This window comes from Actinomadura opuntiae (assembly GCF_030283205.1).
Lineage (GTDB): Bacteria > Actinomycetota > Actinomycetes > Streptosporangiales > Streptosporangiaceae > Spirillospora.
In genome coordinates this window covers 150,227-173,512 of record NZ_JASNWF010000001.1, presented here as the reverse complement: position 1 = coordinate 173,512, position 23,286 = coordinate 150,227, and the positions used below count along the sequence as shown (strand labels likewise).

Sequence of the window (23,286 nt, the reverse complement as noted above, 5' to 3'; positions counted from 1 at the left end):
GCGGCCCCCACCCAGTTGAATCGGACCCACGGGAACTGAGCCGGACCCGTCAGGCGAAACCCCGGATTCCACGTTCGGATCTCGCACGACGCTCGTAACGTCGCCAGGCGATCATGAGCCTGACCCGGTGCCGGCCGCCTGTCCCGTCTCCTGCAGGTACGGCGCGAGCGCCGCCCGCACGTCCCCGGGCATCTCCCGCTTGGTCTTGGAGCCCGGGTCGATGAACACGTGCCGCACCTCCCCGTCGGCCATCAGCCGCCCCTCCACCAGGAACCGCGGCCGCACCACCATGCTGGTCGTGCCCAGGTGCGCCACCGGCATCTCCACGTCCAGCAGGTCGTCGAACCGCGCGCCCTCCCGGTACCGGATCCGCGCCTCCGCCACCACCAGGTCGTACCCCGCGGCCACCATCTCCTCCGGCCCGCACACCGCCGCGCGCCACAACTCCGTCAACGCCACGTCGTAGTAGAAGAGATAGTGCGTGCAGGCATGATCTGACCTGCGAAGATCCGCGCGCACCCCGTCTGACCTGGGAAGACGCCGTTTCTCAGTGTTACCCGATGGATCCGGGTGGAGACGGTCGTTGTGCCCCGCATGTGCCCTCGGGCCCAGGCGGACCCCAGACCGGGCACGCAGCGTGATCACCCCTGGTACCTCGCCCACACCGGGCGGGAAAGGAGGACCGGCGGCCGCCACCGACGCGCCGCCGGTCCTCCTCACCGATCCGGACGTCCGGCGCGCCCGGCTCCACGCCCGATACCGCGCCCTGTACCTCGCGCGCCGCGCCGCCTGGCGCGCCTCCGCCGGCGACCCCGCCCGCTACCGCGCCGCAATGGCCGCCTGGATCAGCGCCGGGAAACCACCGCCCCCGCTGTAACAAATCGGTGACACCGTCCTTGCCGCCGTGAACCGCGATGTGGCCACTACACGTCCCAGGCACGTCCCCCCATCTCAGACGGAGAGCACGTGCACCTGTACCGCATCGGCCTCGCGGCCACCCTCGCTGCTGTCGCCATCACCGCCGCCGGCTGCAACAGCAAGGACACCCCGAAGGCGGCCCCCTCCAGTGCCAGCAAGACGCAGTCGGCCGCGCCGAAGAGCTCACCGGCGCCCACCGCGCGCACGATCGTGACCCGGCTCGCCGATTTGTACCCCCTGCCCAACCCGACGGACAACACCGGAGCCTGCGCGGCGAAGAAGGGCAGCACCGGGAAGGGCTGCGTGCAGCTCATCACCACCGACGCCGTCTCGGTGTACGAGTTCGGCGACGCGGCCACCGCGGCGCACTGGACGAAGGAGATGCGCAAGCTGGGGGACTGGCGGCAGGTCGGCCGGTTCGTGCTCGCCTGGACCGCCCGCGACCAGAAGTTCACGTCGAAGGACGCACGGGCCAAGATGGTCGCGGCCGTCCGCAAGATGACTGCTAGCTGAAGACGCGAACAACGACGCCCTCCTCGGCGCGGGCCGGGGAGGGCGTCGTGGCGTCTGGACCATACGCGGTACTTGGCGCAGCCCGAAAGGTAGGGTCCGCCGCATGGCGAACACCCGGCCTCTCCTCGTCTTCACCGCCACACCCGACCGCGAATCCGGCATGCAACTGCTCCAAGCCGCAGTGTCCTCGCACCTCGCCGCGGGCGGGCAGGTGCTCGGCCCCGCCGGCAACGTGTTCTGGCACCTCGGCGAACTCGGCAGCGGCGAAGAGTGGCAGGTCACCCTACGCACCACCAGCCGCCGCTACGCCGAGCTCGAAGCACTGCTCCGGGAAAGGCACCCCTGGGACAACCCCGAGCTCATGTACATCGAGATCGCCGGTGGCTCGAAGGGGTTTCTGGACTGGCTCGCGCGGGAGACAGCGCAGGAGCGATCGTCCTGACCTGCCGCCGCCCGAATCCGCGCGGCCGGCCATCCGGAAGATGACGGCCGGGTGAGCCCACCTGAGCGAGCGCGCAGCCGAGCGTCAACACCCGTATAGCCGCGCGCCGCCCCCGAGGCGGGCCCCTCGACGCATACGGCCGCGGTCACCGCCAGGCGCCGTTGGCCTGTTCGAGCGCGGCGAAACTGCCATCGGCGACACGAGCCGAGACTTCTCGCCATTCGCGGATCACGCGGCGCCTGCCATCCGGGATCTCCGGCCAGTCCTGCCGGGTGACCGGACGGCCGGCGTAGATGGGATCCCAACCGATCGCGTAGAACGGCCCGACGTCGCCCCCCACGGTCTTCAGCACGTGGATCGCCCGCCGGTGGTACCACTTGGACACCGCCGTGATCCGGAGCCCGGCGGCCAGCGCCTCGCGCACGAAGGGCAGCGAGAACTCGACGTTCTGCCAGGTGTTGGCCGACCGGTCCTCGACGCGGATGACGTCCTCAGGCACCCCGCGTTCGAGCAGCAGCTCGCGGAACACCTGCCCCTCGATGATCCCGTTGTGGCGGTTGACGCCGCCGGTCGCGATGATCAGCGGCGCGAGTCCCCGATGGTAGAGCCCGGCGGCGATGTCGACCGGCGGGACCTGGTTGGTCCCGAACAGCAGGCAAGCTGTCGGCTCGCTGTCCGGCGGCGGCGCCTGGACGTCCACGAAGCGGGTGATGTCGGGGATCTGCTCGGAAGTGATGTCGTCGGTCATACGTCCTCGTCGGGGGCGGCCAGCTGGCCGGCGCCCCCGGCCGGGAGGCTGCACGCCTCCAGATACCGGGCGTGGTAGTCCTCGGCCTGGCGGGCGCCAGCGAAGTTCTGGCTGAGGACCCTATCGAGCCGCCCGGCCAGGACCATGGTCGGCCACGCCGGACGGCTGCCGGCCAGAGCGTCGTACCCCGCCGCGACGGCCTGGTCGAGCTGGCGCGTCTCGGCGTGCGCGAGCCCGAGAATCAACAGCGAGCGCGCGTACCCGGACGGATGCTCGCCGCGCTGGCGCCGCTCGGGGCGGTAGACGGTCTGGATCACGCGTCCGGTGGCGGCCACCGCCTCCCGCGAGCGCCCGGCCAGCAGCAGCGAGGTCGCGGTGTAAGGCGGATCCTCGGCCAGCGCGATGGAGAAGGCGCCCGTCTCGGGGATCCCGTCCGGCAGCGCGGAGATCGCCGCGGCGGCGTGCGTCCGCGCCCGGGTCATCCTGTCGACCTCGCCGACCATCGCCGCAGCGCGCATCTCCTGCGAGGCGAGCTTGGCGTGGACGACCGTCCCCACCGGCGCGATCTGCTGCCCCTTGGCCGACAGCGTCAACGACTGCCGCGAGTGCCCCTGATAGAAGGCGATCATCGCGCGGGTCAGGACCGACCACGCGGCCAGGTCCGGCTGCCGCGCCTGCTCGCTTCGGCGCTCGGCGTCCGAGCACCACAGCCGAGCCGCAGCGTGCTCGCCCATGTCGCAGGCCGCCACCGCGAGCAGATGCGACAGCCAGCCCGACGCCAGCGCCAGGTCGGCACTCAACGGGGACGTGCCCGCGCCCTCGCGCAGGTGGTCGGCGAACGACCGCACCGCCAGCAGTTCGTCATAGACCTCGGCGGGCGGTAGGGCGCAGACGCTCCCGGCGTAGTGGTCGATGAGCTCGCCGAGGCCGTCCACGGTGTCGGCGAGGCGGTCGGATCCGAGGATTTCCAGAGCCTGGATGACGCGGTGCCCTGGGCCGCGACCGAGCGCGGGCATAGCGGCGAACGCGGCACTCTGCTTTATGAAGACCCGGCGCAGCAGTTCGCTCACCTCCCCCCAGTCCCCGGGCTGCCGAGCGGCTGGCTGCCGCATCACCGATCCCCGGGCGGGCTGTTCCGGCGGCGAGGGGAACAGCTCCTCGGGGGTGGTGTCGTACAGCCGGGCGAGGCCGATTGCCCAATCCGTGGGGCAGTGCTTCCCTGCCTCCCAACGGGAGATCTGCCTCGCCAGGGCCTTTACCTGTTTGGACTCGGGATGCATGATGCCCGACTCCGCGAATAGGCGGCGCGCGGTTTCCCATTTTCCCCAGCCGCGTCGCTCGCGCTCGAGTTGCAGGCGAACCGCCCATTCGGGCCGGTCGGATTCGCTCATGTCGCGCACCCTTCGCAAAGCGGGCTGAGGCGGCAAGGGCGACAGGGTGACACGGGGCTTGTCACCCTGCCCGTGACGCCCATTGTCACCTATCTGTGTGGCACCCGTCATGGATTCACTTGCTTGTAGCGGGTTAGTGCTCGCTCGGCCCGCCGCCACAAAGACAAAACGGCCCCGGCCCACTGCGCTCACAGTGGGAGGTCCGGGGCCTGACCGGATCGGAGGTCCGGCTAATGCACACCGTAGCGACTCCGGGCTTGAGCCCGGCACAAATCGGCGACGACTCCCGGCGCCGACCGCGCGCCGACGACACAGCGGTGGACATGCCGCCAATCGCCGACCCGCCCCCGCCCATCCCGGACGGCATCACGCACTGGCACGGCAACGCCACGGGGTCGTGGTGGGCGGTCGTCCCCGGCTACCACGGCGCCCGGCTCGTCGAGGCGCCGAGCGAGGACGCGCTCGCCGTGATGGTCGACGTGAACCTGCAGAACGCGCGCCGGGGGGCGCGGCCATGACAGCCCCCACCTGGACCGCGGAGGACGCGGACGAGCGCGACCTCGTGGCGCGCTTGGAGGCCGAGTTCCCCGGCTGGCGGATCGCGAAGGTGAGCGGGCGGTGGTGGGCGTCCCGCGGGCCCGTTGTGTCCGAGGCCCGCACCGGCGCCGACGCCGTGCAGGCGATCAGCGCCGCCGAGCTGTACCTCACGCTGAACGGGCGGCGGCGATGAACGCCCCGACCGTCGGCGAGATCGTCCTCCTCGAGTTCCGCACGCCCGTCGGGGGAGAACTCCCCGACGCCAGGGGACGGGCGTGCGGCAAGGCGCGGCGGTGGATGCAAGCCCCCGCCCACCGCCGCGCCCCCTTCACGTGCGGCACCGCTGGCAAGCACCCCACCCGGGGTGGCGGCGCCGTACGACGCGCGGCGGGCCCGGCCGGCTACGTCACCCCGGTTTCCTACGGGCCCGCCGCGCACCCTCGGAAGGCGGGGCCATGAGCACAACCACCGGCGGCCACCTGGCCAAGAACGCAATCGACGTCCGCGGCGACGAGACTGGCCGGTTCCTCCTGCTCATCCACCAGACCACCGGCGAGATCCTCGGCGCGGCCTACCGCTGCGAAGACCGCCGCTGGTGGGTCGGTAAGGACATCTCCGGCAAGCACCGCCAGTGCTACGCGCCTGTTGACGCCCCGGACCCCCGAATGCACATCGCGAGCCAACTGATCAACGTCTGAGGACCCTGATGACCGAGCAGCCCCCGCCGCCACCCCTGCCGTCCCGCAAGCTGTGGTCGGAAGTCAACGCGCTCTACGCCGCGCTTCGCCGGACCGCCCCGAACGTCGGGGCCGAGCCCGCGCTCGGCGAGGTCGCCGCGACCGGCCCGGCCCCGTTCCTGCGCGTTAAGTATCAGTGGCTCGGCCCGTACCGGGTCCGGTTCCGCAACGGCGAGTACGTCGTCGACTCGGGCCAGTACGAGGGCAAGACCCTCGGCCCCGACGCCGAGCAGGCAGCCCGCAAGCTCGCCGAGCTGCTCAACGCGCCCGTCCACGAGCCCGCCCCATGAGCAGGGAGCGGCGCTGGCAGGACGGCACCCGGTCGACGGCCGCCCCCGTCCAGCACCAGGAGGCAGCGATTCAGCCCAACACTTGGACCAAGAGCAGCCGCAGCAGCAGCGCCCCCGGCGCAGCGCTGTGCGTCGAGGTCGGCGTGATCGACAGGGAGACGCGCGCCATCCGCAGCTCCCGCTTCCCCGACGAGTGGCTACTGCTGACGCGCCGCCAGCTCCGCTCGCTGTTCGACGCGATCAAGGCCCGATGAGCCGGGGCGGCGCTGCCGGTGACCACCGGCGGCCCGGCCGCGCCGCCCCTTCCACCTCCCCGCAGCTCAGGTCAAAGGCGCGCACCTGAGCCGCGACGGCCCCCTTCCCGCGCGCCGGAGGATCACCATGCCGCCCAGCACACACGCATCCGCCAGACACGACGAAGCCACACCCGACGACGGATACGGCGCCCTGTTGCGCGACGCCTACGAGGCCGGCCCGCGGCGCGGCTCCCACCTCCAGGTGGTCGAGCGCGACGACGGATACGTCGGTGTGGAGGACGCGTACCGTTATTTCACCAGGCCCGACGAGTGGGAGCCGTGCGAGCGCCGCGCCGTCGCCGCGGCGCGCGGCCGGGTCCTGGACATCGGCTGCGCCGCCGGCCGTCACCTGCTCGCGCTCATCGGTGACCACGACGCTGTAGGTATCGACCCATCACCCGGCGCCGTGGCGGTCGCGCGCGATCAGGGCCTGGACGTCCGGGTCGGGACGGTGCTCGAGCCGGGCGACGTCGGCACCTTCGACACCCTCCTGCTCCTTGGCGGCAACCTCGGCCTGCTCGGCTCACCGGGGAACGCGCCCGCCGTCCTCGCCAGCCTGTCCCGGCTCGCGCGGCCGGGTGCGCGGATCCTGGCGGTCGGCCACGACCCGTACGCCGCGGCGACCCCCGAGCACCGCGCCTACCACGATCGCAACCGCGAGTGCGGCCGCCCGGCCGGCCAGGTCCGCATCCGCGTCCGCTACAAGTCGTGGACGTCCGACTGGTTTGACCGGCTGCTGCTCAGCCCGTCCGAGCTGCAGGAGGTCGTCGCCGGGTCGGACTGGAAGCTGGCCGGGCACTACTACTCAGGCAAGGTGGGGTTCTTCCTCGCCGAGCTGACGTTCCTCGGCGCCGAAACTTGAGACGCCGCCGTCCATCGCGTGTTAGGACAAGCCCATGACCGACGACATCAACGCCAAGCTCGACGCCCTCACCGAGCAGGTATCCGCGATCAGCTCCGCCCTCGGGGTGACGGAGGAGCAGGTGAAGGCCCGGCACAGCGCCGACCCTGACCGGCTCACCGCCGCGGACGTCCACGCCGCGGGCTTCGCCACCACCCGCCTGGCGATGGGGTACTCCATCGAGCAGGTGGACAGCTTCCTGGACCGGGTCGCCGCCGAGTTGGAGCGGCTGACCGAGGAGCGCGACGCCGCGCGGCGGGAGCGCGACGCGCTCCGCTGAACGGCAGACAGCAGAACGGCCCCGCGGCGCGACACGCGGGGCCGTTCTTGTGCGCCCGAAGCCCGGAGGGTCGACCGGGCTACTGGGAGCGGGCCAGCGGCCCGTTTTCACCCCCCGGGAAAACGGACCGCGCTGGGAACACGCTACCGCGATCGGGGGACAGGTTAGCCCTGACCAGCACAAACACAACAAAACGCACCGGGGCGCCGCAGGCTCCGAACCCGGACGACAAACGGCCCGCCCCCGCCGTTTCCGGCGGAGGCGGGCCTCGCGCTACCGGCGCGCCCGTCACCTCCTACGAGCGGGTCAGGTATGCCGCCCGGCCCTCCGCGATCATCCGGTTGAAGTTCGCGAGGGTCATGCTGGACTCGGCGGTGGCGGGGATGCCCGGCGCCTTGTACTGGATGCGGCCGGTGCGCGGGTTCTTGCAGGGCCTGGTCATGACCACGGCCTCGGAGTTGACCTCGGTGATCGTGTAGGTCTCCGGGGAGACGAAGCCGTAGTAGGTGAACTGGCGGCCCACCCGCGGGGCGGCGGACTCGGCGGTGGTCTGGCTGTTCTCGGTCACGGCGTCTCCTCAATTCCTTGTCTCTAACTAGGGACAAGGTTAGTACGCCCCCGGAAACCTTGTCAATTCTTGAGACAAAGTTATCCGCCACCGTGCGGCGACTTGCGGGCCGCCGTCAGCGCCTCCGGCCTGGATCACTCCCCGCGGTGCGCCCGGCCCGCGCCGGGCGCACCTGGCGGCGGCCGGGAGAACGGCGCACCCTGACCCGCCGCCGCACGCTCCATGCCCACCCGCACCCACTCGTCGACCAGCCCCCGCCGCGTATCGGCGTCGACCAGCTCCGCGAGGACGTCAAGGGTCGGCGGCGATCGCGTTCTGCTTGGGGTGGGAGTCCGGCGCCGTGCCGATCAGCAGCCCGGCGACCTCGGCGAGCAGGTCGGGCCGGATGCGTTCCGCCGGCGGATGCGGCCGCCGACGCTTCACCTGCTCGGTCGCGACCTGTCGCAGCTCCAGCAGTGCGGCCGCGCGATCCGGGCCCCAGGGGACGCGCCATCCAGCGTGCCGCGTCGCAACGGCGAGCAGACGGGCCGTGATCAGTCGGTCAACGACGAGGGCATGGGGCACGCGCCCAGGGTAGTCGAACGTGTGATCGAGATACGTGCGGTTCGGTGTCCATGTCGTGACCGTATGAAGCCACGACCGCGCGCGGCATTCGAACCGCGTTCTGTGGATAAGTCTGCGCCCGCCGACGCTACCCGCCAGCCTCGGCCGCCGTGGGGCGCGGTCCGGGAAACCACTGGCCTCCCCCTGAACCGCTACCCAGCCCCATGATCACCTGGCTAAGGTGAGGGCGCGCTTCGACACCCCTGCCCCCCGACGAGGGAAGTCCGATGCCGACGCCTCTCCGCCTCGCCCCCCGCCCTTTCGCCGCCGCTGCGATCGCCGGCGCCCTGGCAACCGCGGCCATGTCCGGTTGCTCCGGTGACGACCACACGTCCGGACAACGCACGGCAGCCGTACCGAAGACTCCGCCGACCGCGCCCACCAGCGCAGCGCCCGCCTGCTCACCACAGCCCTGCGCACGCACCGACGACTACCCGCCGGTGACGGTGTACATCAGCGGTTTCCGCGCCGAGAAGCACCCGGAGGTCAACGTCCTCAACGCACCGGACGGCAAGGTCGCGCAGAAGATCACCTTCACGTGGCGGTACGAGAACCGCAGCAGCGACGACCTGGACATCGACCCCGACGCGTTCGAGTTCTACGACGCGCACAACGCCAAGATCGACACACTGATGTTCGACCAGAAGCTGTGCCCCTCCAGCCAGTACAAGACCATCCAAGTACCGCGGACAGGGCAGGGGGCGGGGAAGGCGTGCGCCGCGCTGCTGGAGGTGCCAGCGCGGGTTGACATGCCTTACGGCCCCACCCTGCCTGTCCGCTGATCAGTTCACCCGGTTCTACGGCGCAGGCCGGGCACGCCTAACCCCCAGGACGCCAACAGCGCCCCCGCTCCTCCCGAGGAAGGAGCGGGGGCGCCGCCGTACCGGACCGGTTACGCCGCGGCGCGCTTGCGCTGCCGGGCCTCGGCCTTCCGCGCGCGCCTGGCCTGCACCTCGTCCTCCGACACAGGAGGCGTCACCTTCCCGTACAGCCACAGCGCCAGGCCCGCGGTGATCGCCGACCCGATCGCCGCAATGGTGTCCTGGCTGACGTCCAGGCCCAGCGACACCGCGAGCTGCCCGAGCGCGAACACCGCGCCGCCGGCCAGCGCGGCGAACTTCTCCCGCGCGACCGTCCAGGCGACCAGCGCACCCATGACCGCCGTCGCGGCCGCGTTGACGTAGGACTGCTGGTCCTTGGTCAGCGGGACGCCCACGGCGACGAGCAGCTCGACCAGGATGGCGAGCGCGGCGAGCCACTGCGCGGGCTCCCTGCCGAAGATCTTCATGCTTCGCGACCTCCTTCGGTCACCGGGCGGCCCACGCCGCCCACGTTGAAAAGGGGCCCGGCCTCCACAGCGGTGGAGGCGGACCGGCCGGCGCCCGCGGGCGCCGGCGGTGGCGGGGGTCCTCAGTCCCGGGGCGGCCAGCACCAGCAGCCGGGCGTGATCCCTCCGGGCCGCGGCGGCGAGTACGGGACGTTGAACTCCGAGAACCCGCCGCCCGGGGTGAACACCCACAGGTGGACGTGCATCGCGTCATCGAGCGCGGGCACGTCCCCGGCCACGACGCCGTCGGGGATGAGGCTGTCGAGCGTCGCCGTCACGACCGCCGCCCGCACCGCGAGCCGCCCCACCCTGCCGCGGTAGTGGACGATCCGGCCGAGGCCCGGCTTGCGGGGCGGCGCCGTCCAGATGGGCACGGGTCACCCGCCGTACTTGCGGATCAGGGTCTTGAGCTCGCCGATGAACTGCCCGAGGCACCCGGACGGCCCGGGGCCCGGCTCCGGCTCCGGAGCGGGCTCCGGCGTGGGGTCGGGGGCCGGGCCGTCCGGGCTCGGGAACGGGTTCTCGCCGCCGGTCAGCGCCGCCAGCTCCGCCCCGAGGGCGTACAGCTCCTCGCCTAGCGGGGACAGCTGCGTGTCGGCGTTCAGCCACTCCGGCAGGATGGCCGCCCACGCCTCCTCCACCACGTCCTCGAACACCGGCCACGACATGTGGATGACCTTCGCCCAGGTCACCAGCCAGACGCCGGCCTCGTCGTAGCCGACCGCCGGAACCGCGTGCCCGCCCAGCGACCTGCCGCCCGAGCGGGTCCAGCCGCGGCCGGAATTGAAGTCGCTCATCATCTGCTCGCTGACGACCAGGCCGAGCCCGACCGACCCGAACACGTTGATCGCGGCCTTGACCTCCTCGCGGTCGGACACCCGCACCTCGCCGAACGCGAGAATCCGGTGGCCGGCGAGCCCGGTCCGCCGCCAGTCGTTGTAGACGTCCTGCATCACGGCGCCGACGTCGGTCTCCGGGTGGCCCGGCCGGTAGCCGCTGACCCGCGAGTAGACGACCTGCACGTCGTCGTCGGTCACGGTCACCGTGGCGCCGTTGCCGTACGTCGAGGCGCCCTGCAGGGTGTGCGCCTCGGTGGCGATCGTGCAGTCGCCCTCTTGATCGTTCAGGTACATCGGCCAGGACCCGACGGCCGAGTACCAATCGACCGACGCGGGCGGGGCCGGCGCCGCGGCGACGAGCGCCGACATCGACAGCCGCGGCTTCTCCGGGACGGGCGCCTTCCGGCCCGGCTGGAACGTGACGGACAAGGTCCCTCCTACAAGGCGTGAACAGTCCCAGGGGGAGCCCCCGGGGAAGTGAGCGGGCGCAGCCGGACGGGAGGTCAGCGGGCGCACAGGGAGATGAGCGGGGCGACGGCGACCAGCACCGCGGCGGCGGACGTCGCGAGGCGCCAGAGCATCGGACCCCCAGAGACGACGAAGCCCCGGTCCGGGCGGCCGGGGCGGTGGAGGCGGCGGTGGGTCAGCGGGCGCGCCAGTACAGCGCGCGGACGGCCACGTTCACCGTGACGTCCTTGTCGGGCTCGACCTCGACGTAGAGGTGCTGCTTGGTGTTCACCCGGCCCGTGACCGTCCCGGAGCCGACGCGGGTCTCGTAGGTCTTGGAGGTGGCGTACTTCTTGTCGGGGTCGGTCTCGATGAGCCGCCACTTCACGCCGTCGGTGATGTTGACCGACAGGGAGAAGCTCGTCCCGGGCGCCTTCCCGCCGGACAGGATCCCGGGGTAGGCGCCGGGGTCGGCGTGCGCCTTGCCCCAGTCGGCGTACTCCTTGTCGAACCCGATGCGGGTCTTCGCGCCGGCCTTCAGCGCGACGGGCTTGGAGAGGCCCAGGCTCACGTACTCGGGCATGTCGTCGTCCTCCTGCTGGTCGGTAGCGGCGGGCGTGACGCCCACGCGCCACTGCCCGAAGTCGTCCTTGACAGCGCGGTCGTAGTCGAGACCGACGCCGTTGATCCGGCGGTCGTTGGAGTACTGCTGCAGCTGCGCGCGGGAGTCCCACCGGCCGTTGGACCAGGCGTAGGTCTGCCAGCCGTAGGCGATCTTCTTCGCGTCGAACGCCCTCTTGACCGGCCCGTATCCGGCGTACAGCCCGACCCGGCCGCGGCCGAGGACGGACGCGGCGCCCTCCAGGTAGGCGTTGATCTTCGCCTGCTGCGAGGCGGAGGCGTCCCAGTCGACCGCGAAGTAGATCGGCCGGTCGCCGGGCATGCCGCACGCCTTTGCCTGCGCCGCAGCGTCCCGTGCGTCCGCGACGCCGCCGGACCGTCCCGACAGCGCGCGGTTCGCGGCGGTCTCCCACACCACCACGAGCCAGATCCCCGCGTCCGAAAGCTCCTCGGCTTCGGCGCGGGTCAGGTTCTTCCCGGTCGTGTCGTGCGAGAGGTAGCGGCAGGCGAACTTCACGCCGGCGCGCTTGAGCGCGGACACGCCGGGGCGTCCCCACGCGTAGTCCACCCCGAACACCGTCATCCCTGGCCCCCTTCGTTGGGCACGCAGATCGTGGACGGCTGCGGGCCGTCCGTGGTCATTACCGTCCGGGCCTCCTGGTGCTGGCCGGACGGGCACAGCGGGCCCGGCGGCCCGGACGGGCCAGGCGGCCCCTGAGCGCCGCGCGGGCCCGCGTCACCCTGCGGCCCCTGCGGGCCTGCAGGACCGGGCGAGCCGTCCTTGCCCGGCTGCCCCGGGGCGCCGGAAGCGCCGGCCTTGCCCGGCGCGCCGGACGCCCCTGTCTTGCCCGGCGCGCCCTGCTGTCCGGTCTCGCCCGCGGGCCCTCGCGGTCCCGACTTGCCGGGGCTGCCGTTCGCGCCCGCCGCGCCGGGGCTTCCTTCCGGGCCCTGCGCTCCTGGCGCGCCGGACGGTCCCGGCGGGTTCGGTTCGAGGCCGTGCTCGCGGAGCTGCGAGGCGTACGCCTCCGACTTCCGCTCCGCCTTCGCCAGCCGCCCGCCGAGCACCTGGATCTGCGAGACGACGAACACCAGCACGAGCCCGACGGCGCACCAGCCGATGGCGTTCGCGATCTGCCACCGCGCGACCCTCATCCGTTTAACCACGGTCCCTACTTCCCGGCGCCGCGGAGCGCGAGCAGCACCGTGACCAGGAGAGTGAGCGCGAGGAACAGCGTCGGCAGCACGCCCTGGAAAAGGCTCTGCCTCCAGTTCGTCCCGGACTTGTCCAGCCGGTCACTGACCCGCTTCTCTGCCTTCTCCACCCGGTCCTGGCATTCCTTCTCGACCTTGTCCAGGTGCCGCCGTAGGTCAGCGATGTCGCGCTCGAGTTCAGCGCGATCGCGGGCGTACAGCTCGGGGGAGATGGAGCGAGCTGCCTGCTCGTGCTGCTGCTGCTCGAGGCGGTCCAGACGCCACTTGACGGTCGGGTCATCCACCAAGCCCCCTCACCCGACGGCCCCTTTCACGTCGGCACGCCCCACCCGGTGCGCCGGTCGATCCCCCAGGAGAAGTCCATGCGCTGGACGACCTGGCCGCCGGAGACGCCCAGGTACCGGACGAGGATCTGGGCGCCGTCGTCCAGCACGTCGAACCAGGCGTATTGCTGGGCCTTCACCGACGGGGACTGCGGGGTCGGGACGACACCGCCGGTGAGGCCGCCGTTGCCGATGAACGTCGTCTGGTCCCACGGGCTGACGCTGATGAGCGGGAAACGGCCGGGGACGTGCGAGCCGTCGTCATAGCTGAGCGCGTGGACGTCGCCGTGGACGTAAAGCAGCGGCACCTGGTGCTCGGTGATGTAGTCGGCCAGCTCGCGGCGCTCGGTCGCGTACGCCGACCAGGTGTCATCGCCCCCGAACGTGGAGGCGTTGTGCCAGCCGTCCTCGTGCAGCCACACCACCAGGCCCGCGCCCGGCGCCGTCACCTGCTCCTTCCACCACGCTTTCTGTACCGGCCCGAGCTTGGACTTGTCGGCGTTGTCCGGCGCGGTGATCGGGTCCATGTAGGACCGGCCGTCGGTCAGGATGAACCGGACCCGCCCGACCTGCCACGACTGGTAGATCCCGACCCCGTCGCCCGGCAGCGGATGCGAGGGGAACAGCCTGCGGTAGACGGACTGAACCGCCGGCGCGGCCGGGCTGCTCGCCGCCACGTTCGGGCCGCCGAAGTCATGATCGCTCCACGTGTACGCCAATGGCGCCGCCCCGTAGAGCGCCTGCTGATTCGGCTGCCCGATCGCGTTCAGCCAGGCGGCCAGCACCCACGCCCGGTCATCAGCGCCGATGTCCTGATAGTGCATGTCGCCCAGGTGCGCGACGAACAGCGGCGGCGCGCCGGTCGGTCCGACCCGGGCGGCCGCGTCAGCGAACGAGGCGGCGTTGGAGTTGGTGTCCGCGCAGCTCCCCGCCGCGAAGGAGAACGACGCCGGCGCGCCCGCATCCGGCAGGGTCCGGAACCTCGACACGTCCACGATGTTGAGGGCCCCGTCGAGCTCGACCGCCCAGTGATAGACGGTGTCGGCGGACAGGCCGGAGAACTCCCCGGCCGCGATGCCGTCCCGGTCCGGGACGACCGATGGGGTGAACGTCGGCGAGGACAGGTCCGGGCTCATACTGCACGCGAACCGCACCGACCCGGCGAACTTCGTCACCGCGGTGACCCTCGCGGCCTCGGCCGTGACGCCTCCGGTCAGCCGGCCGAGGAGCTGCGGCGGCTGCGCCGTCCCGTACCCGGGAGGCGCGACGGCCAACAGGAAACCGGCGGCGCTGCCCGCCGACGGGGAGACGGCGGCGGTCCGGGCCCCGGACGACCCGGACGCCATCAGCTCGAGCGCGGACACCTGCAGGAACGCCGACGCGGACCCGGTCACGACCGGCACGGCGGCGACCTCCTGCATCCCGTCCGGCGCGGTGACGGCCGGCGGGGTGGTGTTGCTCGCCGTCGTGGCGAAGCACGCCAGGAGCAGCGCAGCGGGCGCGGAGATGTCCACCGGCGGCGCGGTGATGCTGTCGGTGCCCGCCCCGGTTGCGGCGCCGACAGAGTCGACCGGGCCGCCCTCCGGGCCGGGCGCTGCCGCGCCGGTCACCCGGAACACCACCGCCGCGCCCCTGGCCGACCCGTTCGGGCTGCGCCAGGTGTAGACGTCCGGCTCGCCCGCGGCGTCATCGACCCGCTTCCAGTACGCGGCGAGGATCCCGTTGGCGTTGTAGGCGACCGGCCAGGGCGTCCAGCCGGGCGGGACCGTGCTGAACACGGGCCCGGAGTTGCGGTGCTGCAACACCCCGACGAGCAGGTCACCGTCAGTGGTGGCCGGGGGCTTCGGCACCCGCAGCAGCGGCGACGACGACACCGCGACCGTGGACACGTCGTCCGCGCCGAAGTGCGCGACCGGCGCCGGTGGAGGCTGCGCGACCGTGCCCGGCTTGAGGGTGACCATCAGGCCGGTCCCGTTCGCGCCGGCCGGGGCGACGGCGGCGGTACGGGTGCCGCTGTCACCGGCCGCCGCGAGGGTCTCGTAGGTGACCAGGCACGTGGTCGAGTTCGTGCCGGTGGTGACGCTCCAGCCGCCCACGTTGGTCATGCCGTTGGGCTTGGTGATCGCTGTCGGGCTGCCGGAGGCGATGTAGCTACAGAACACCGCGAGGAGGACCGCCTCGGCGGACTCGGCGATGACGGCCGGGTCCACGATCGCGGCGGTCCCCGCCCCGCCGGCGCCCACGGCGTCGATCGGGTCCTCTCCGTCCACCCCGGTCGCCCGGAAGATCAGCGCGCCGATACGTCCGGCGCCGCCAGCCAGGTGCCAGTGATAATCGGTGGCGGTCTCGGCGGCCGCGGACGGGATCGCCTTGTAGAAGACGCTGGTGGTGCGGGTGGTGTTGACGATGGCGCCCTGCGTCCACCCTTCGGGGACGATGTCCCAGGTGGAGGCGATCGTGCTGTTCAGGACAGCGATCAGCACGTCGCCGCTGGAGGTGTTCGGCGGCTTGCCGCAGGTGATGTTGCCGTTGGACGGGTCGGTGGCGACGGTGAAGTCGCCTGCGCCGGTGTGGACGACGGGCGGGGTCATGTCGACGGAACCGTCACGGTGAGGTCCGACCCGGGCGTGGTCGTGCCGACCTGGACGATGTCGACGGTCAGGTAGTCGCCCGGCGCCCAGGTGGTCACGCCGGGGGTGCCGCCGGTCCCGGTGACCGCGCCGGCCGCGATGGTCGGCCGGTTCGCCGGCGTGGTGTAGATGCTCGTGCCGTTCAGGAGCACGTCGACAATCAGCGCCTGCCCGGCCGGTGCGACCGCGGCCGAGGCCCGCACCGTCCCGAGCGTCAGCGGCCTGCCGGTGTCGTTGTAGACCCTGGCGGTTCCGGCGCGTACGGACAGGATGCCGGTCACCGAGAACGGCAGGATGCTCGGTGCGCCGCCCGCGCCGCCGTGGGAGTCGACGTAGTCCTCGCTGGCGGCGGGGGAGTCGTCCTGCAGCCGCAGCTCGCCTTCCATCGTCCCGCCGGCGAGGTCGAGCTTGCCGCGCAGCAGATCGGCGAGGTCGGTGGTCAGCATCAGGTAGCGGGTGCCCGACCCGTCCGCGGGCCCGATCCACAGCGAGAGCACCTCGTCGGGGCCCTGGAACCGGGGTGTCTTGCCGGCCGGGAGGATCGTCCCGTCCCCGGCGACCAGCGTCGCGGTCTGGTTGCCGCCCTCGTCCAGCAGGCTGTCATAGGCGGCGCCGCCGGTCTGCGCGTTGAACGCCGCGAGCTGCGCCGATGGCGCGAACACCACGGCGCCGCTGGGGTCGACGTTGTAGGTGTAATCCGACGGCTGCCCGCCGAACCAGTACCGCGTCATCCTTTGTTTCCTCCTCAGCCCACGAGCCAGGACATCGACGCCTGCACCGTGCGGCCCTTGGTGATCGGATCGGTGATCGGGAACAGCCGCACGCCTCCGCCTCGCTCGGCGCGCACGCAGACCGGCGACCTGGAGTGGAATCCGAACCCGATCTCCTCGACCGTCGGCCGGAACTCCGCGGCGAGGGTGAACACGACCGAGCCGTCCGCGTCGGACAGGTTCAGGTCGCCGTAGGCAGAGAGCCGGGTGACCGCGATCCGCAGGTGCACGCGGCCGTTCTTGCGCCGCACCCGGGACACGACGTTGTTGGTCCAGGCGACCGCGTTCGCGCCGTTCGGCGTGATCGTCACCCAGCCCGTGTCCTCGTTGAGGACCTCCCACTCCGTCCCGGTCCACTTGATGACGCGGTCGGTGTCGGCCTCGTAGGCGAGCATCCCTCGCGTGGGGTTGCGGGGCCGCGCCGTCGAGGTACAGGGCACGACCGGGGAGCCGCGGAACGCCCGCAGGTCGACCATGTTCTGGATGGCGCCGGCCGCGGTCTTCTGCCACGTCGCGAGCGGGAAGTCCCAGACGCCCGCCTCGTTCTGGGTCAGCGCGAGGCCGGGCAGGACCCGCGCGTACACGCCCGGATCGTGGCTGTCGTCGTAGGTGAGGACCGCGAAGTCCGTGCGGACGCTCCCGGTGTTGTTGGCCGGCACCGGCAGGTTCAGCGGCCCGCCCGACAGCTCGTACAGCGCAGCCTGCACGGTGGCGCGGCCGCTGTTGATGTTGATCGCGGTACCGCCGACCGCGGACACCTTCAGGTCGGCGCTGCCGTACGCGGTGTCGACCGCGTCGGGCAGGCCCGGCCGGTTCCGCTTGCGGAACTGCAGCGCCGTCGCGATCTTCGAGGCGGCGAACGGCGCAGCGAACTCCGTGGCGACCACGGGCGACCCCTTCTCTCTATTGCTTGGCCTGCAGCGCGGCGACCTTGGCGGTGAGGTCCGCGAGGCGTTTGATCATGCGTTTGGTGCCGGTCACGCTGGAGGTGCCGACCGTGCTCTTGGCGGTCAGGCCGTCCGCGGCGGACCAGTTGATCGTTACGCCGCGCAGGATGTCGGTGACGTCCTCGGCCGTGACCCGGTCGCCGAGGTAGTAGTCCCGGAAGAACCGCAGGTGGCGGGTGTCGATCGCTTCGATCGTCAGCCCGTTGACCGGGCCGTTGGACACGACCTGCTCGGCTCCCGCCTGGTCCAGCTCGTCGGCGGTGGCGGCGCCGGCCTGGTCCACGAACACCTCGGCGCGGATACCCCAGTCGGCGACCGCGTCGCTGTCGAGGACCTCCCGGAACACCCGGGCGGTGCCGTCCCCGGAGCCGCCCACGATTGCCGCGGACGCCTTGGGGGCCTCCTCGACCTGCTCGTAGGACGTGAGGTTGCCCAGGTCGATCCCGAACCGGGCGGTCGCCGCCTTGTCGGTGGGCACGTACACCTGGAACTCCAGGTCCCCGGCGGGGTTGAACCGGATCCGGAAGCCCAGGCCGGCGGTCTCGGCGAGCGGGCCGATCAGGTCCAGCATCGGGGTCATCCGCGCCGACGCCGTGACGTTCTTGCCGCGGCCGGCGTCGGGCTCGATCACCAGGCCGGGAGTGCGGCGTGTGGGGATCGCGTTGGGACCGCAGTTGAGGTCGACGTACCGCTTGATGGTCGTCTCACCGACGTTGGCGCGGCGGTCGTACTCGGCGGCGGACTGCGCGGTGGCGGGCTGCCCGGGGACCTGGAACGCCAGCCGGTCGGCGAGGAGCTGCTCGGCGGACGGCCCGTAGAAGGTCCGCATCCCAAGGAACGGCTCGTTGTCGGACCGGGTGCGTTTGCGGCCGCGGACCTGCCCGGTGAAGATCTCCTCCCCGGTGGACGGGTCGGACACGCTGATCCAGCCGCCCTTGGCGAACAGTGCCTCCTGCGGGCTGCCGGCCGGGATCGTCATCGTCCATCCGCCGACGGCGTTGTAGGCGGGCGTCAGCTCCAGGGAGGTGAGCCGGTCGACCTGCCCGACCCGCCGGCGGGCGGCGTTGCGGACCTCGATGGAGTACGGCGGCTCGGCGACCGGCGGCGGGATGAACGCCACCGGTCAGTCGCTCTCGTAGCGGGGCCGGTAGGTCATCCGCGCGCCGGTGAGGGTGGTGCTGCCGGACACCTCGATCGACAGGTCGTTTTGGAGCGGTACGAGCGGCCACAGCGAGTACCCCGCCGACAGGGAGTCCCACTGGTTGGCGCCGGCCTGGTCCACGACGGCGGTCTGTCCTGGGGTGGTGTCGATGGTGAGGGTGTCGGCTGGCGTGCCGGCGGTGTGCGTCAGCGTCATGCTCTTGCCGGAGGTGAGGTTCGTCAGCGCGATTTCGGTGAAGGGCCCGTTGAACTCCCACACCGGGTAGGCGTCGACGTCGCCCGGATTGACCACCGACGACGACCCGAGGATCTGCGAGGCCGACACGACCTCGTACGCGCCGTCGTCACCGGGGATCGGCAGTTCGGTGCGGGTCACGTCGCCCGAGCCCCACTCGAGCGGGATCGGGTCGCTGTAGAAGTACGGGGCGTCGGCGACGAACGTCAGGCCGTAGGACATCAGCAGCACGCCCCAGGGGCCTTTGCCCTCCTCGCCCTCCATCCCGGAGACGTACCGGGCGCCGATCATGCGGCGGGTGCCGTCCGGCTGCGCGGACACGATGGTGCATTCACCGCGGCGCGGGGAGATCGACGCGATCAGCGCTCGCCTCGTGGCGAGCAGCTCGGCGCGGGTCTGGCCGATGATGACGATCGGGATGAACAGTTCACGGACGCTCGCGCGGACGCCGCGCCAGAACGCCCCGTCGACCATGGGGGACTCGTCCCGGTAATGCACGTAGGTGGGCGCGTGGAATCCTTTGCGGCCCGGCTGCCGGTGGATCCCGCTCGAGCCGTCCAGCGGCCACGCCCGCCCCGCCGGATCCACGATCGTCGTGACCGCGGGCTGGGGGACGGACGGGGGAGTGACGACCGGCGGGGCCGAGACGGGGACGAGGATCGGCATCGGCTACCCCCTTTCGCTCACCAGTCGCCGTGCATGATCAGCGCCTTGTCGACGGCGGAAGAGATCTGCTGTTCCGACGGGATGCCGGGCAGCCCGTGGACGTGGACCTCGACCGGCGGCCGCGGCTGGGCGCCGCGCTCGGCGAGGCGGGTCAGCGCCGACCACTGCGAGTCGGTGGTGACGCGCTCGGGCCGGCCGGTCTTGTTGAACATCCCGGGAGGCAGCAGGCCGCCGGAGTCGAAGGTGAGGGGCCGCAGCGCCGGGCCGAAGCCGCGGACGACGCCGCCCGGGTCGCCCGCGAGGCCGAGCCACTTCGCGGCCTGCCAGCCCTTCCCGCGGCCGCGGACGAACTGCTCGCCGAGGTCCTTGACGAGCGCGCCGCCGGAGGCCATGCCGGGCGGGTAACCCCACCAGGGCGTGTTGCGGGTCAGTAGATGCTCGGACACACGGGTGCCGGTGTGCGCGGCTTCCACGACCCAGGTGCGGCCGCCCTGCACGCGGCTGGCCAGATAGGTGTGTCCGGGATGGGGCTGGCCGACCGCGCCGGGCTTCGGGCCCGGAATGGTCTTCATGAACTGCCGCTGCGTGTACGTCGTTCGGGTGATGTTGCGGTGCGCACCGTCGAGCCACGCGCGCATTGTCAGACCGGAGCAGTCGATGCCGGACATGTCGGTGCCGCCCCACCGGTACCAAACGCCGATGTACTTGCGGGCGGCGTTGACGACGTTCTGGGCGCCGCCGCCCCCGAATCCCTTCTTGAACGCGTCGATCACGCTGCTCGCCGCGGTCCAGGTCGCGCTGAGCATCTTCTTCGGGATCGCCGTGATCGCCGTTCCCCACGGCGAGGTCGCCAGGTGCTGCGCGCCGGGGACCATCTTGGCCGCGAGGTCATCGAACACGCGCTTGGGGTTGTCGAGCAGCGCCAGGCCGAGCTTGCCGACGTCGGCGACCTTGCTCGCGGTCTTCTTGATGCCGTTCCAGATGCCGCCGAGGATGCCGCCGCCCTCGAGCATCTGGAGCCGCTGGCCGGCGGCCGCCCACAGCGCGCGGGCGCGGGTGCGGTGCGCCGGGTCGGTCGGGATGACGAACTCGGGCCGGCTGGTGTTGCCCTCCCCGACGATCGCGGTTGCGCGGGAGTACTTCCCGCCGGACCCGACGCGCTTCGGGTTGTCCAGCGCGCCACCGGCCGCGAGCTGAGGAACGGGCCCGAGCTGCAACCCTTTACCGAGATGCAGCCACCCGATAACCTTATTCCATAGGCCGCGAATTCCCTTGTTATAGACAGTTCCGATCACAAAATTAACGGGCGCTTTCGTGACCGAGCGCATTCGGTCCCAGGCTTTTCCGACAGCCGTTACGCCATTCGAGAAGGAGCTACGGACTGCGGACATCCCACGCGAGATCACGCCCTTGATGGCGTTGATCATGCTGGTCGTGGCGTTGCGGATGCTGGACCAGTGCTTGATCACCAGCAGGACCGCCGCCGCTATCGGGCCGCCGATAATCGACACCAGTAGGCGCCAGTGGGACTTCACCCACCCGACGATCCAATTCACGGCGGCGAGAACGGCATTCTTGATATTCGACCAATATTTGATCACCAGGACGACTGCGGCCGCTATCGGGCCGCCGATGATCACGACGAGAAGTTGCCAATGCGACTTTACAAAATTGACGACAAATGCCGTCGCGGTCTGGAACCACGAAAAGACGGTCTGCACCGCCTTGCGGAACCACCCGAACTTCATGTACGCGGCCACCACCGCGGCGCCCAGCGCGGCGATCGCCAAGATCACCAAACCGATGGGGTTGGCCGACAGCGCGGCGTTCAACAACCACTGCACTGCCGTCCACGCGATCGTCGCGACCCGCACCACCCCGGCCGCAGCCGCCGACGCGATCGACGCCGCCCGCTGTCGCAGGGTCGCCAGCGCCGACGTGGTTGCGGCCCGCGCGTTCGCGAGCTGAGCCGCAGCCGCCGCGCGCAGCGCCACCACCTGCGCCTGCAGCCACGTGCCTGCGGCCGCGGCCTTCGCTCGGGCGTTCGCGGCCGCCGCGGTCGACGCCGCGCGGGCGTTGGCGAGCTGCGCGGCCGACGCGGTCCGCAGCGCCGCCGCCTGCCCCGCGACCGCTGTTGCGGCTGTGCGGGCCCCGGACGCGACGGTCCGTACCCCGGACGCCGTCGCGGTCCCCAGGCCGCGAGCGCCCTTCGCCGCGGCGTCGTAGGCGCCTCGTAGCTTCCCGCCGAAGGTCCCGGCCCGGCCGGAGAACGACGACTCGGCGACCTGCGCCGACCGGAACCCCTGCGCGACCCGCCCGACCCCGGTGGCGGCGCCCTGCGCGCCCGACGCGATCGCGGACATGCCCCGGCCGACGCCCTGCCCCGCCGTGACGAGACCCGACACCGACGTGGACGCGACCTTCGCGGCCAGGCCCAGACTGCCGAGCGTCAGCCCGGCCGCGGCCAGGCCGCCGGTCGGGATGTTCATCTTGTCGAGCCAGCCGATGAAGTTCTGCAGGACGGGCAGCACGTTGGTGGCGATCTCGTTCACCACGGACTGCTGAATCTGCCGCTGGAACGCCGTCAGCTTCGCCTGCGAGGTTTCGGTGAGCGCCTTGCCGGCGTTGTCGGTGGCGCCCTGCACCTTCCCGAGCTGCTGCACGGCGGTGTTGAGGTTCAGGGCGTTGATCGAGCGGGCCATGTCCTCGCCCTGCGTGCCGAACAGCGCCACCGCGAGCCGCGCCCGCTTGGCGGGGTCCTGCACCGCCGCCAGGCGCGTGAGGAGTTGGTTGAGTGCGGCGCGGGCCTCCGGGCCGCCCTTGGAGAACGCCGACGCCATCTGCTTGGCGTTCAGGCCGAGCGACTTCAGGGCGGGTACGGCGTTGGTGTCCAGGCCCTTGATCCGGATGTTCAGTTCCTTGAGCGCATCGGCGACCTGGTCGCTGTCGCGCGCGCCGGCCCGCAGCCCCTGGGAGATCAGCCCGAGGGCCTCCTGCCCGGACAGCCCCATGTCCTTGAACTGGACCGAGTACTCGTTGAACGTGTCGAGCAGGTCGCCGGACTTGTCCGCGCCGACCTGTGCGCCGCGGGTGATGATGTCGAACGCCTCGGCGCTGGACTTCGCCAGCCCGGTCCGCATGAGCTGCGAAACCGCCCGGGTCACGTCGCCGACATCGGCGTCCAGGACCCGGCCGGTGGTGAGCGCTCGGGCGGTGGTCTCCTGCAGCGCGCTGGAGGACGCGCTGCGCATCCCGTCCATGTTGCGGATCACGCTGGTGACGGCGCCGTTGACCTCCTCCATCGAGTCGCCGTACGCCGAGGCGAACAGCTTCCCGGCGACGCCGCCGATCCGCGCGGACTCGTCCTTGGTGACGCCGAGCTGCGCCTGGATCGTGCCGCGCGCTGCGGACAGGTCGATCGCCTCGGCCAGCGCGGACCCGAACGCGGCACCGATCCCGGCGGCGGCGAGCGCGGTCCCGAGGGAGTCCTTCAGGGTGCCGGCGAACCCGGACCCGAACCGGTGGCCGGCTTCCCCGCCGCTGTCCTGCGCTTGCCGGGAGGTCTGCCCGAGCGTCTCGCTGACCTGCCGGCCGGTCTCGCGGTCGAACTGCCGCCCGAACGACTGGCCGCCCTGCCGACCGGCCTGGTCGAACTCCCGCTCGACGTCCCGGCGGACGGTGTCGGTCTGGGCGCGGACGCGGACGAACGCCTCGGCGAGAGGAGCCACAGGTCACCTCCTTCGCCGGTCGGCGGGGCGGGTCAGATGAGCCGGGCGTCAGACGAGCCGGGCGAGGTTGGACAGCGCCGCCTGCGCGCGGCGCATGTCGGCGGCCGCGCCGGGGTCCAGCGGCGCGGCGAGGGTCTCTTCCAGCTCCTTGGCGGA

At 71.8% G+C, this 23,286-nt stretch carries 28 protein-coding genes; 11 read left to right on the top strand and 17 right to left on the bottom strand.

Translation table 11 applies throughout. The features are described 5' to 3' along the window. Positions 1-111 precede the first annotated feature (111 nt). Positions 112-519: an acyl-CoA thioesterase gene (locus QP089_RS01085; protein ID WP_285909215.1), complete on the bottom strand. Its 408-nt coding sequence runs from the start codon at positions 517-519 to the stop codon at positions 112-114. 118 nt (positions 520-637) lie between these two features. On the opposite strand from QP089_RS01085, the gene QP089_RS01080 reads away from it, so the two are divergent. The 3 genes from QP089_RS01080 to cutA all read left to right on the top strand — a co-directional run bounded on the left by QP089_RS01080 (position 638) and on the right by cutA (position 1,873). Continuing rightward, complete coding sequence (locus tag QP089_RS01080) at positions 638-877, top strand: hypothetical protein (protein ID WP_285909214.1); 240 nt, start codon at positions 638-640, stop codon at positions 875-877. An 89-nt stretch (positions 878-966) separates the two neighbouring features. Beyond that, positions 967-1,431, top strand: a complete 465-nt coding sequence (locus QP089_RS01075) for a hypothetical protein (RefSeq protein ID WP_285909213.1) — start codon at positions 967-969, stop codon at positions 1,429-1,431. A 103-nt stretch (positions 1,432-1,534) separates the two neighbouring features. Next, complete coding sequence (cutA, locus tag QP089_RS01070; RefSeq protein WP_285909212.1) at positions 1,535-1,873, top strand: divalent-cation tolerance protein CutA; 339 nt, start codon at positions 1,535-1,537, stop codon at positions 1,871-1,873. Positions 1,874-2,018: 145 nt separating this feature from the next. Here cutA and QP089_RS01065 read toward each other — a convergent pair whose 3' ends face one another. Together QP089_RS01065 and QP089_RS01060 are read right to left on the bottom strand one after the other, a co-directional pair. Beyond that, a complete protein-coding gene (locus QP089_RS01065; RefSeq protein ID WP_285909211.1) occupies positions 2,019-2,621 on the bottom strand; it encodes a YdcF family protein in 603 nt (200 codons plus the stop codon). Then, a complete protein-coding gene (locus tag QP089_RS01060) occupies positions 2,618-4,012 on the bottom strand; it encodes a helix-turn-helix domain-containing protein (RefSeq protein WP_285909210.1) in 1,395 nt (464 codons plus the stop codon). The genes QP089_RS01065 and QP089_RS01060 overlap by 4 nt, the downstream gene beginning before the upstream one ends. Before the next feature lie 317 nt (positions 4,013-4,329). On the opposite strand from QP089_RS01060, the gene QP089_RS01055 reads away from it, so the two are divergent. The 7 genes from QP089_RS01055 (at position 4,330) to QP089_RS01025 (ending at position 7,053) form a co-directional block, all read left to right on the top strand. Then, positions 4,330-4,530, top strand: a complete 201-nt coding sequence (locus QP089_RS01055; RefSeq protein ID WP_285909209.1) for a hypothetical protein — start codon at positions 4,330-4,332, stop codon at positions 4,528-4,530. Then, a complete protein-coding gene (locus QP089_RS01050; RefSeq protein ID WP_285909208.1) occupies positions 4,527-4,742 on the top strand; it encodes a hypothetical protein in 216 nt (71 codons plus the stop codon). The genes QP089_RS01055 and QP089_RS01050 overlap by 4 nt, the downstream gene beginning before the upstream one ends. 262 nt (positions 4,743-5,004) lie before the next feature. Next, positions 5,005-5,247 carry a hypothetical protein gene (locus QP089_RS01045; RefSeq protein WP_285909207.1) on the top strand — a complete coding sequence of 81 codons (243 nt, stop codon included), beginning with the start codon at positions 5,005-5,007 and terminating at the stop codon, positions 5,245-5,247. Positions 5,248-5,255: 8 nt separating this feature from the next. Then, positions 5,256-5,576 (top strand): hypothetical protein, encoded by a 321-nt coding sequence (locus QP089_RS01040; RefSeq protein ID WP_285909206.1) that lies wholly within the window; start codon positions 5,256-5,258, stop codon positions 5,574-5,576. Continuing rightward, a complete protein-coding gene (locus QP089_RS01035) occupies positions 5,573-5,830 on the top strand; it encodes a DUF397 domain-containing protein (RefSeq protein ID WP_285909205.1) in 258 nt (85 codons plus the stop codon). The genes QP089_RS01040 and QP089_RS01035 overlap by 4 nt, the downstream gene beginning before the upstream one ends. Positions 5,831-5,957: 127 nt before the next feature. After that, on the top strand, positions 5,958-6,734 hold the full coding sequence (locus tag QP089_RS01030; RefSeq protein ID WP_285909204.1) for a class I SAM-dependent methyltransferase: 777 nt from the start codon (positions 5,958-5,960) through the stop codon (positions 6,732-6,734). A gap of 34 nt (positions 6,735-6,768) precedes the next feature. After that, positions 6,769-7,053 carry a DivIVA domain-containing protein gene (locus QP089_RS01025; RefSeq protein ID WP_285909203.1) on the top strand — a complete coding sequence of 95 codons (285 nt, stop codon included), beginning with the start codon at positions 6,769-6,771 and terminating at the stop codon, positions 7,051-7,053. Between the two features lie 295 nt (positions 7,054-7,348). Here the strand turns inward: QP089_RS01025 and QP089_RS01020 are convergent, their stop codons facing one another. Beyond that, positions 7,349-7,621 (bottom strand): hypothetical protein, encoded by a 273-nt coding sequence (locus tag QP089_RS01020; RefSeq protein WP_285909202.1) that lies wholly within the window; start codon positions 7,619-7,621, stop codon positions 7,349-7,351. 291 nt (positions 7,622-7,912) lie between these two features. After that, positions 7,913-8,185, bottom strand: a complete 273-nt coding sequence (locus QP089_RS01015; protein ID WP_285909201.1) for a hypothetical protein — start codon at positions 8,183-8,185, stop codon at positions 7,913-7,915. A 266-nt stretch (positions 8,186-8,451) separates the two neighbouring features. Between QP089_RS01015 and QP089_RS01010 the strand changes: the two genes are divergently transcribed. After that, positions 8,452-9,006, top strand: coding sequence for a hypothetical protein (locus QP089_RS01010; RefSeq protein ID WP_285909200.1), 555 nt, complete (start codon positions 8,452-8,454; stop codon positions 9,004-9,006). Between the two features lie 110 nt (positions 9,007-9,116). Here QP089_RS01010 and QP089_RS01005 read toward each other — a convergent pair whose 3' ends face one another. The 12 genes from QP089_RS01005 to QP089_RS00950 all read right to left on the bottom strand — a co-directional run bounded on the left by QP089_RS01005 (position 9,117) and on the right by QP089_RS00950 (position 23,130). Then, positions 9,117-9,512: a hypothetical protein gene (locus QP089_RS01005; RefSeq protein WP_285909199.1), complete on the bottom strand. Its 396-nt coding sequence runs from the start codon at positions 9,510-9,512 to the stop codon at positions 9,117-9,119. 122 nt (positions 9,513-9,634) lie between these two features. Beyond that, positions 9,635-9,925: a hypothetical protein gene (locus QP089_RS01000; protein WP_285909198.1), complete on the bottom strand. Its 291-nt coding sequence runs from the start codon at positions 9,923-9,925 to the stop codon at positions 9,635-9,637. A 3-nt stretch (positions 9,926-9,928) separates the two neighbouring features. Further along, positions 9,929-10,819 (bottom strand): C1 family peptidase, encoded by an 891-nt coding sequence (locus tag QP089_RS00995; protein ID WP_285909197.1) that lies wholly within the window; start codon positions 10,817-10,819, stop codon positions 9,929-9,931. Positions 10,820-11,033: 214 nt separating this feature from the next. Continuing rightward, complete coding sequence (locus QP089_RS00990; RefSeq protein ID WP_285909196.1) at positions 11,034-12,041, bottom strand: glycoside hydrolase domain-containing protein; 1,008 nt, start codon at positions 12,039-12,041, stop codon at positions 11,034-11,036. After that, positions 12,038-12,610 (bottom strand): collagen-like domain-containing protein, encoded by a 573-nt coding sequence (locus QP089_RS00985; protein WP_285909195.1) that lies wholly within the window; start codon positions 12,608-12,610, stop codon positions 12,038-12,040. Before QP089_RS00985 ends, QP089_RS00990 begins: the two co-directional genes overlap by 4 nt. A 17-nt stretch (positions 12,611-12,627) precedes the next feature. Then, a complete protein-coding gene (locus tag QP089_RS00980) occupies positions 12,628-12,957 on the bottom strand; it encodes a hypothetical protein (protein WP_285909194.1) in 330 nt (109 codons plus the stop codon). Positions 12,958-12,980: 23 nt separating this feature from the next. Continuing rightward, positions 12,981-15,584: an alkaline phosphatase D family protein gene (locus QP089_RS00975; protein ID WP_285909193.1), complete on the bottom strand. Its 2,604-nt coding sequence runs from the start codon at positions 15,582-15,584 to the stop codon at positions 12,981-12,983. Then, entirely contained in the window at positions 15,581-16,354 is a 774-nt protein-coding gene (locus QP089_RS00970) for a hypothetical protein (protein WP_285909192.1), read from the bottom strand. The genes QP089_RS00975 and QP089_RS00970 overlap by 4 nt, the downstream gene beginning before the upstream one ends. Positions 16,355-16,368: 14 nt before the next feature. Beyond that, entirely contained in the window at positions 16,369-17,280 is a 912-nt protein-coding gene (locus QP089_RS00965; protein WP_285909191.1) for a hypothetical protein, read from the bottom strand. 16 nt (positions 17,281-17,296) lie between these two features. Continuing rightward, positions 17,297-18,460, bottom strand: coding sequence for a siphovirus ReqiPepy6 Gp37-like family protein (locus QP089_RS00960; protein WP_285909190.1), 1,164 nt, complete (start codon positions 18,458-18,460; stop codon positions 17,297-17,299). Between the two features lie 3 nt (positions 18,461-18,463). Further along, positions 18,464-19,402: a phage distal tail protein gene (locus QP089_RS00955; protein ID WP_285909189.1), complete on the bottom strand. Its 939-nt coding sequence runs from the start codon at positions 19,400-19,402 to the stop codon at positions 18,464-18,466. A gap of 17 nt (positions 19,403-19,419) precedes the next feature. Continuing rightward, positions 19,420-23,130 (bottom strand): phage tail tape measure protein, encoded by a 3,711-nt coding sequence (locus QP089_RS00950; protein WP_285909188.1) that lies wholly within the window; start codon positions 23,128-23,130, stop codon positions 19,420-19,422. Positions 23,131-23,286: the final 156 nt, after the last annotated feature.

Coding starts and splice junctions, on each gene's coding strand:
- QP089_RS01010 (WP_285909200.1), top strand. CDS start 8,452: ATGCCGACGCCTCTCCGCCTCGCCCCCCGCCCTTTCGCCGCCGCTGCG.
- cutA (WP_285909212.1), top strand. CDS start 1,535: ATGGCGAACACCCGGCCTCTCCTCGTCTTCACCGCCACACCCGACCGC.
- QP089_RS01050 (WP_285909208.1), top strand. CDS start 4,527: ATGACAGCCCCCACCTGGACCGCGGAGGACGCGGACGAGCGCGACCTC.
- QP089_RS01045 (WP_285909207.1), top strand. CDS start 5,005: ATGAGCACAACCACCGGCGGCCACCTGGCCAAGAACGCAATCGACGTC.
- QP089_RS00985 (WP_285909195.1), bottom strand. CDS start 12,610: ATGAGGGTCGCGCGGTGGCAGATCGCGAACGCCATCGGCTGGTGCGCC.
- QP089_RS01040 (WP_285909206.1), top strand. CDS start 5,256: ATGACCGAGCAGCCCCCGCCGCCACCCCTGCCGTCCCGCAAGCTGTGG.
- QP089_RS01005 (WP_285909199.1), bottom strand. CDS start 9,512: ATGAAGATCTTCGGCAGGGAGCCCGCGCAGTGGCTCGCCGCGCTCGCC.
- QP089_RS01035 (WP_285909205.1), top strand. CDS start 5,573: ATGAGCAGGGAGCGGCGCTGGCAGGACGGCACCCGGTCGACGGCCGCC.
- QP089_RS00955 (WP_285909189.1), bottom strand. CDS start 19,402: ATGCCGATCCTCGTCCCCGTCTCGGCCCCGCCGGTCGTCACTCCCCCG.
- QP089_RS01060 (WP_285909210.1), bottom strand. CDS start 4,012: ATGAGCGAATCCGACCGGCCCGAATGGGCGGTTCGCCTGCAACTCGAG.
- QP089_RS00970 (WP_285909192.1), bottom strand. CDS start 16,354: ATGACGCGGTACTGGTTCGGCGGGCAGCCGTCGGATTACACCTACAAC.
- QP089_RS00990 (WP_285909196.1), bottom strand. CDS start 12,041: ATGACGGTGTTCGGGGTGGACTACGCGTGGGGACGCCCCGGCGTGTCC.
- QP089_RS01065 (WP_285909211.1), bottom strand. CDS start 2,621: ATGACCGACGACATCACTTCCGAGCAGATCCCCGACATCACCCGCTTC.
- QP089_RS00975 (WP_285909193.1), bottom strand. CDS start 15,584: ATGACCCCGCCCGTCGTCCACACCGGCGCAGGCGACTTCACCGTCGCC.
- QP089_RS01030 (WP_285909204.1), top strand. CDS start 5,958: ATGCCGCCCAGCACACACGCATCCGCCAGACACGACGAAGCCACACCC.
- QP089_RS01025 (WP_285909203.1), top strand. CDS start 6,769: ATGACCGACGACATCAACGCCAAGCTCGACGCCCTCACCGAGCAGGTA.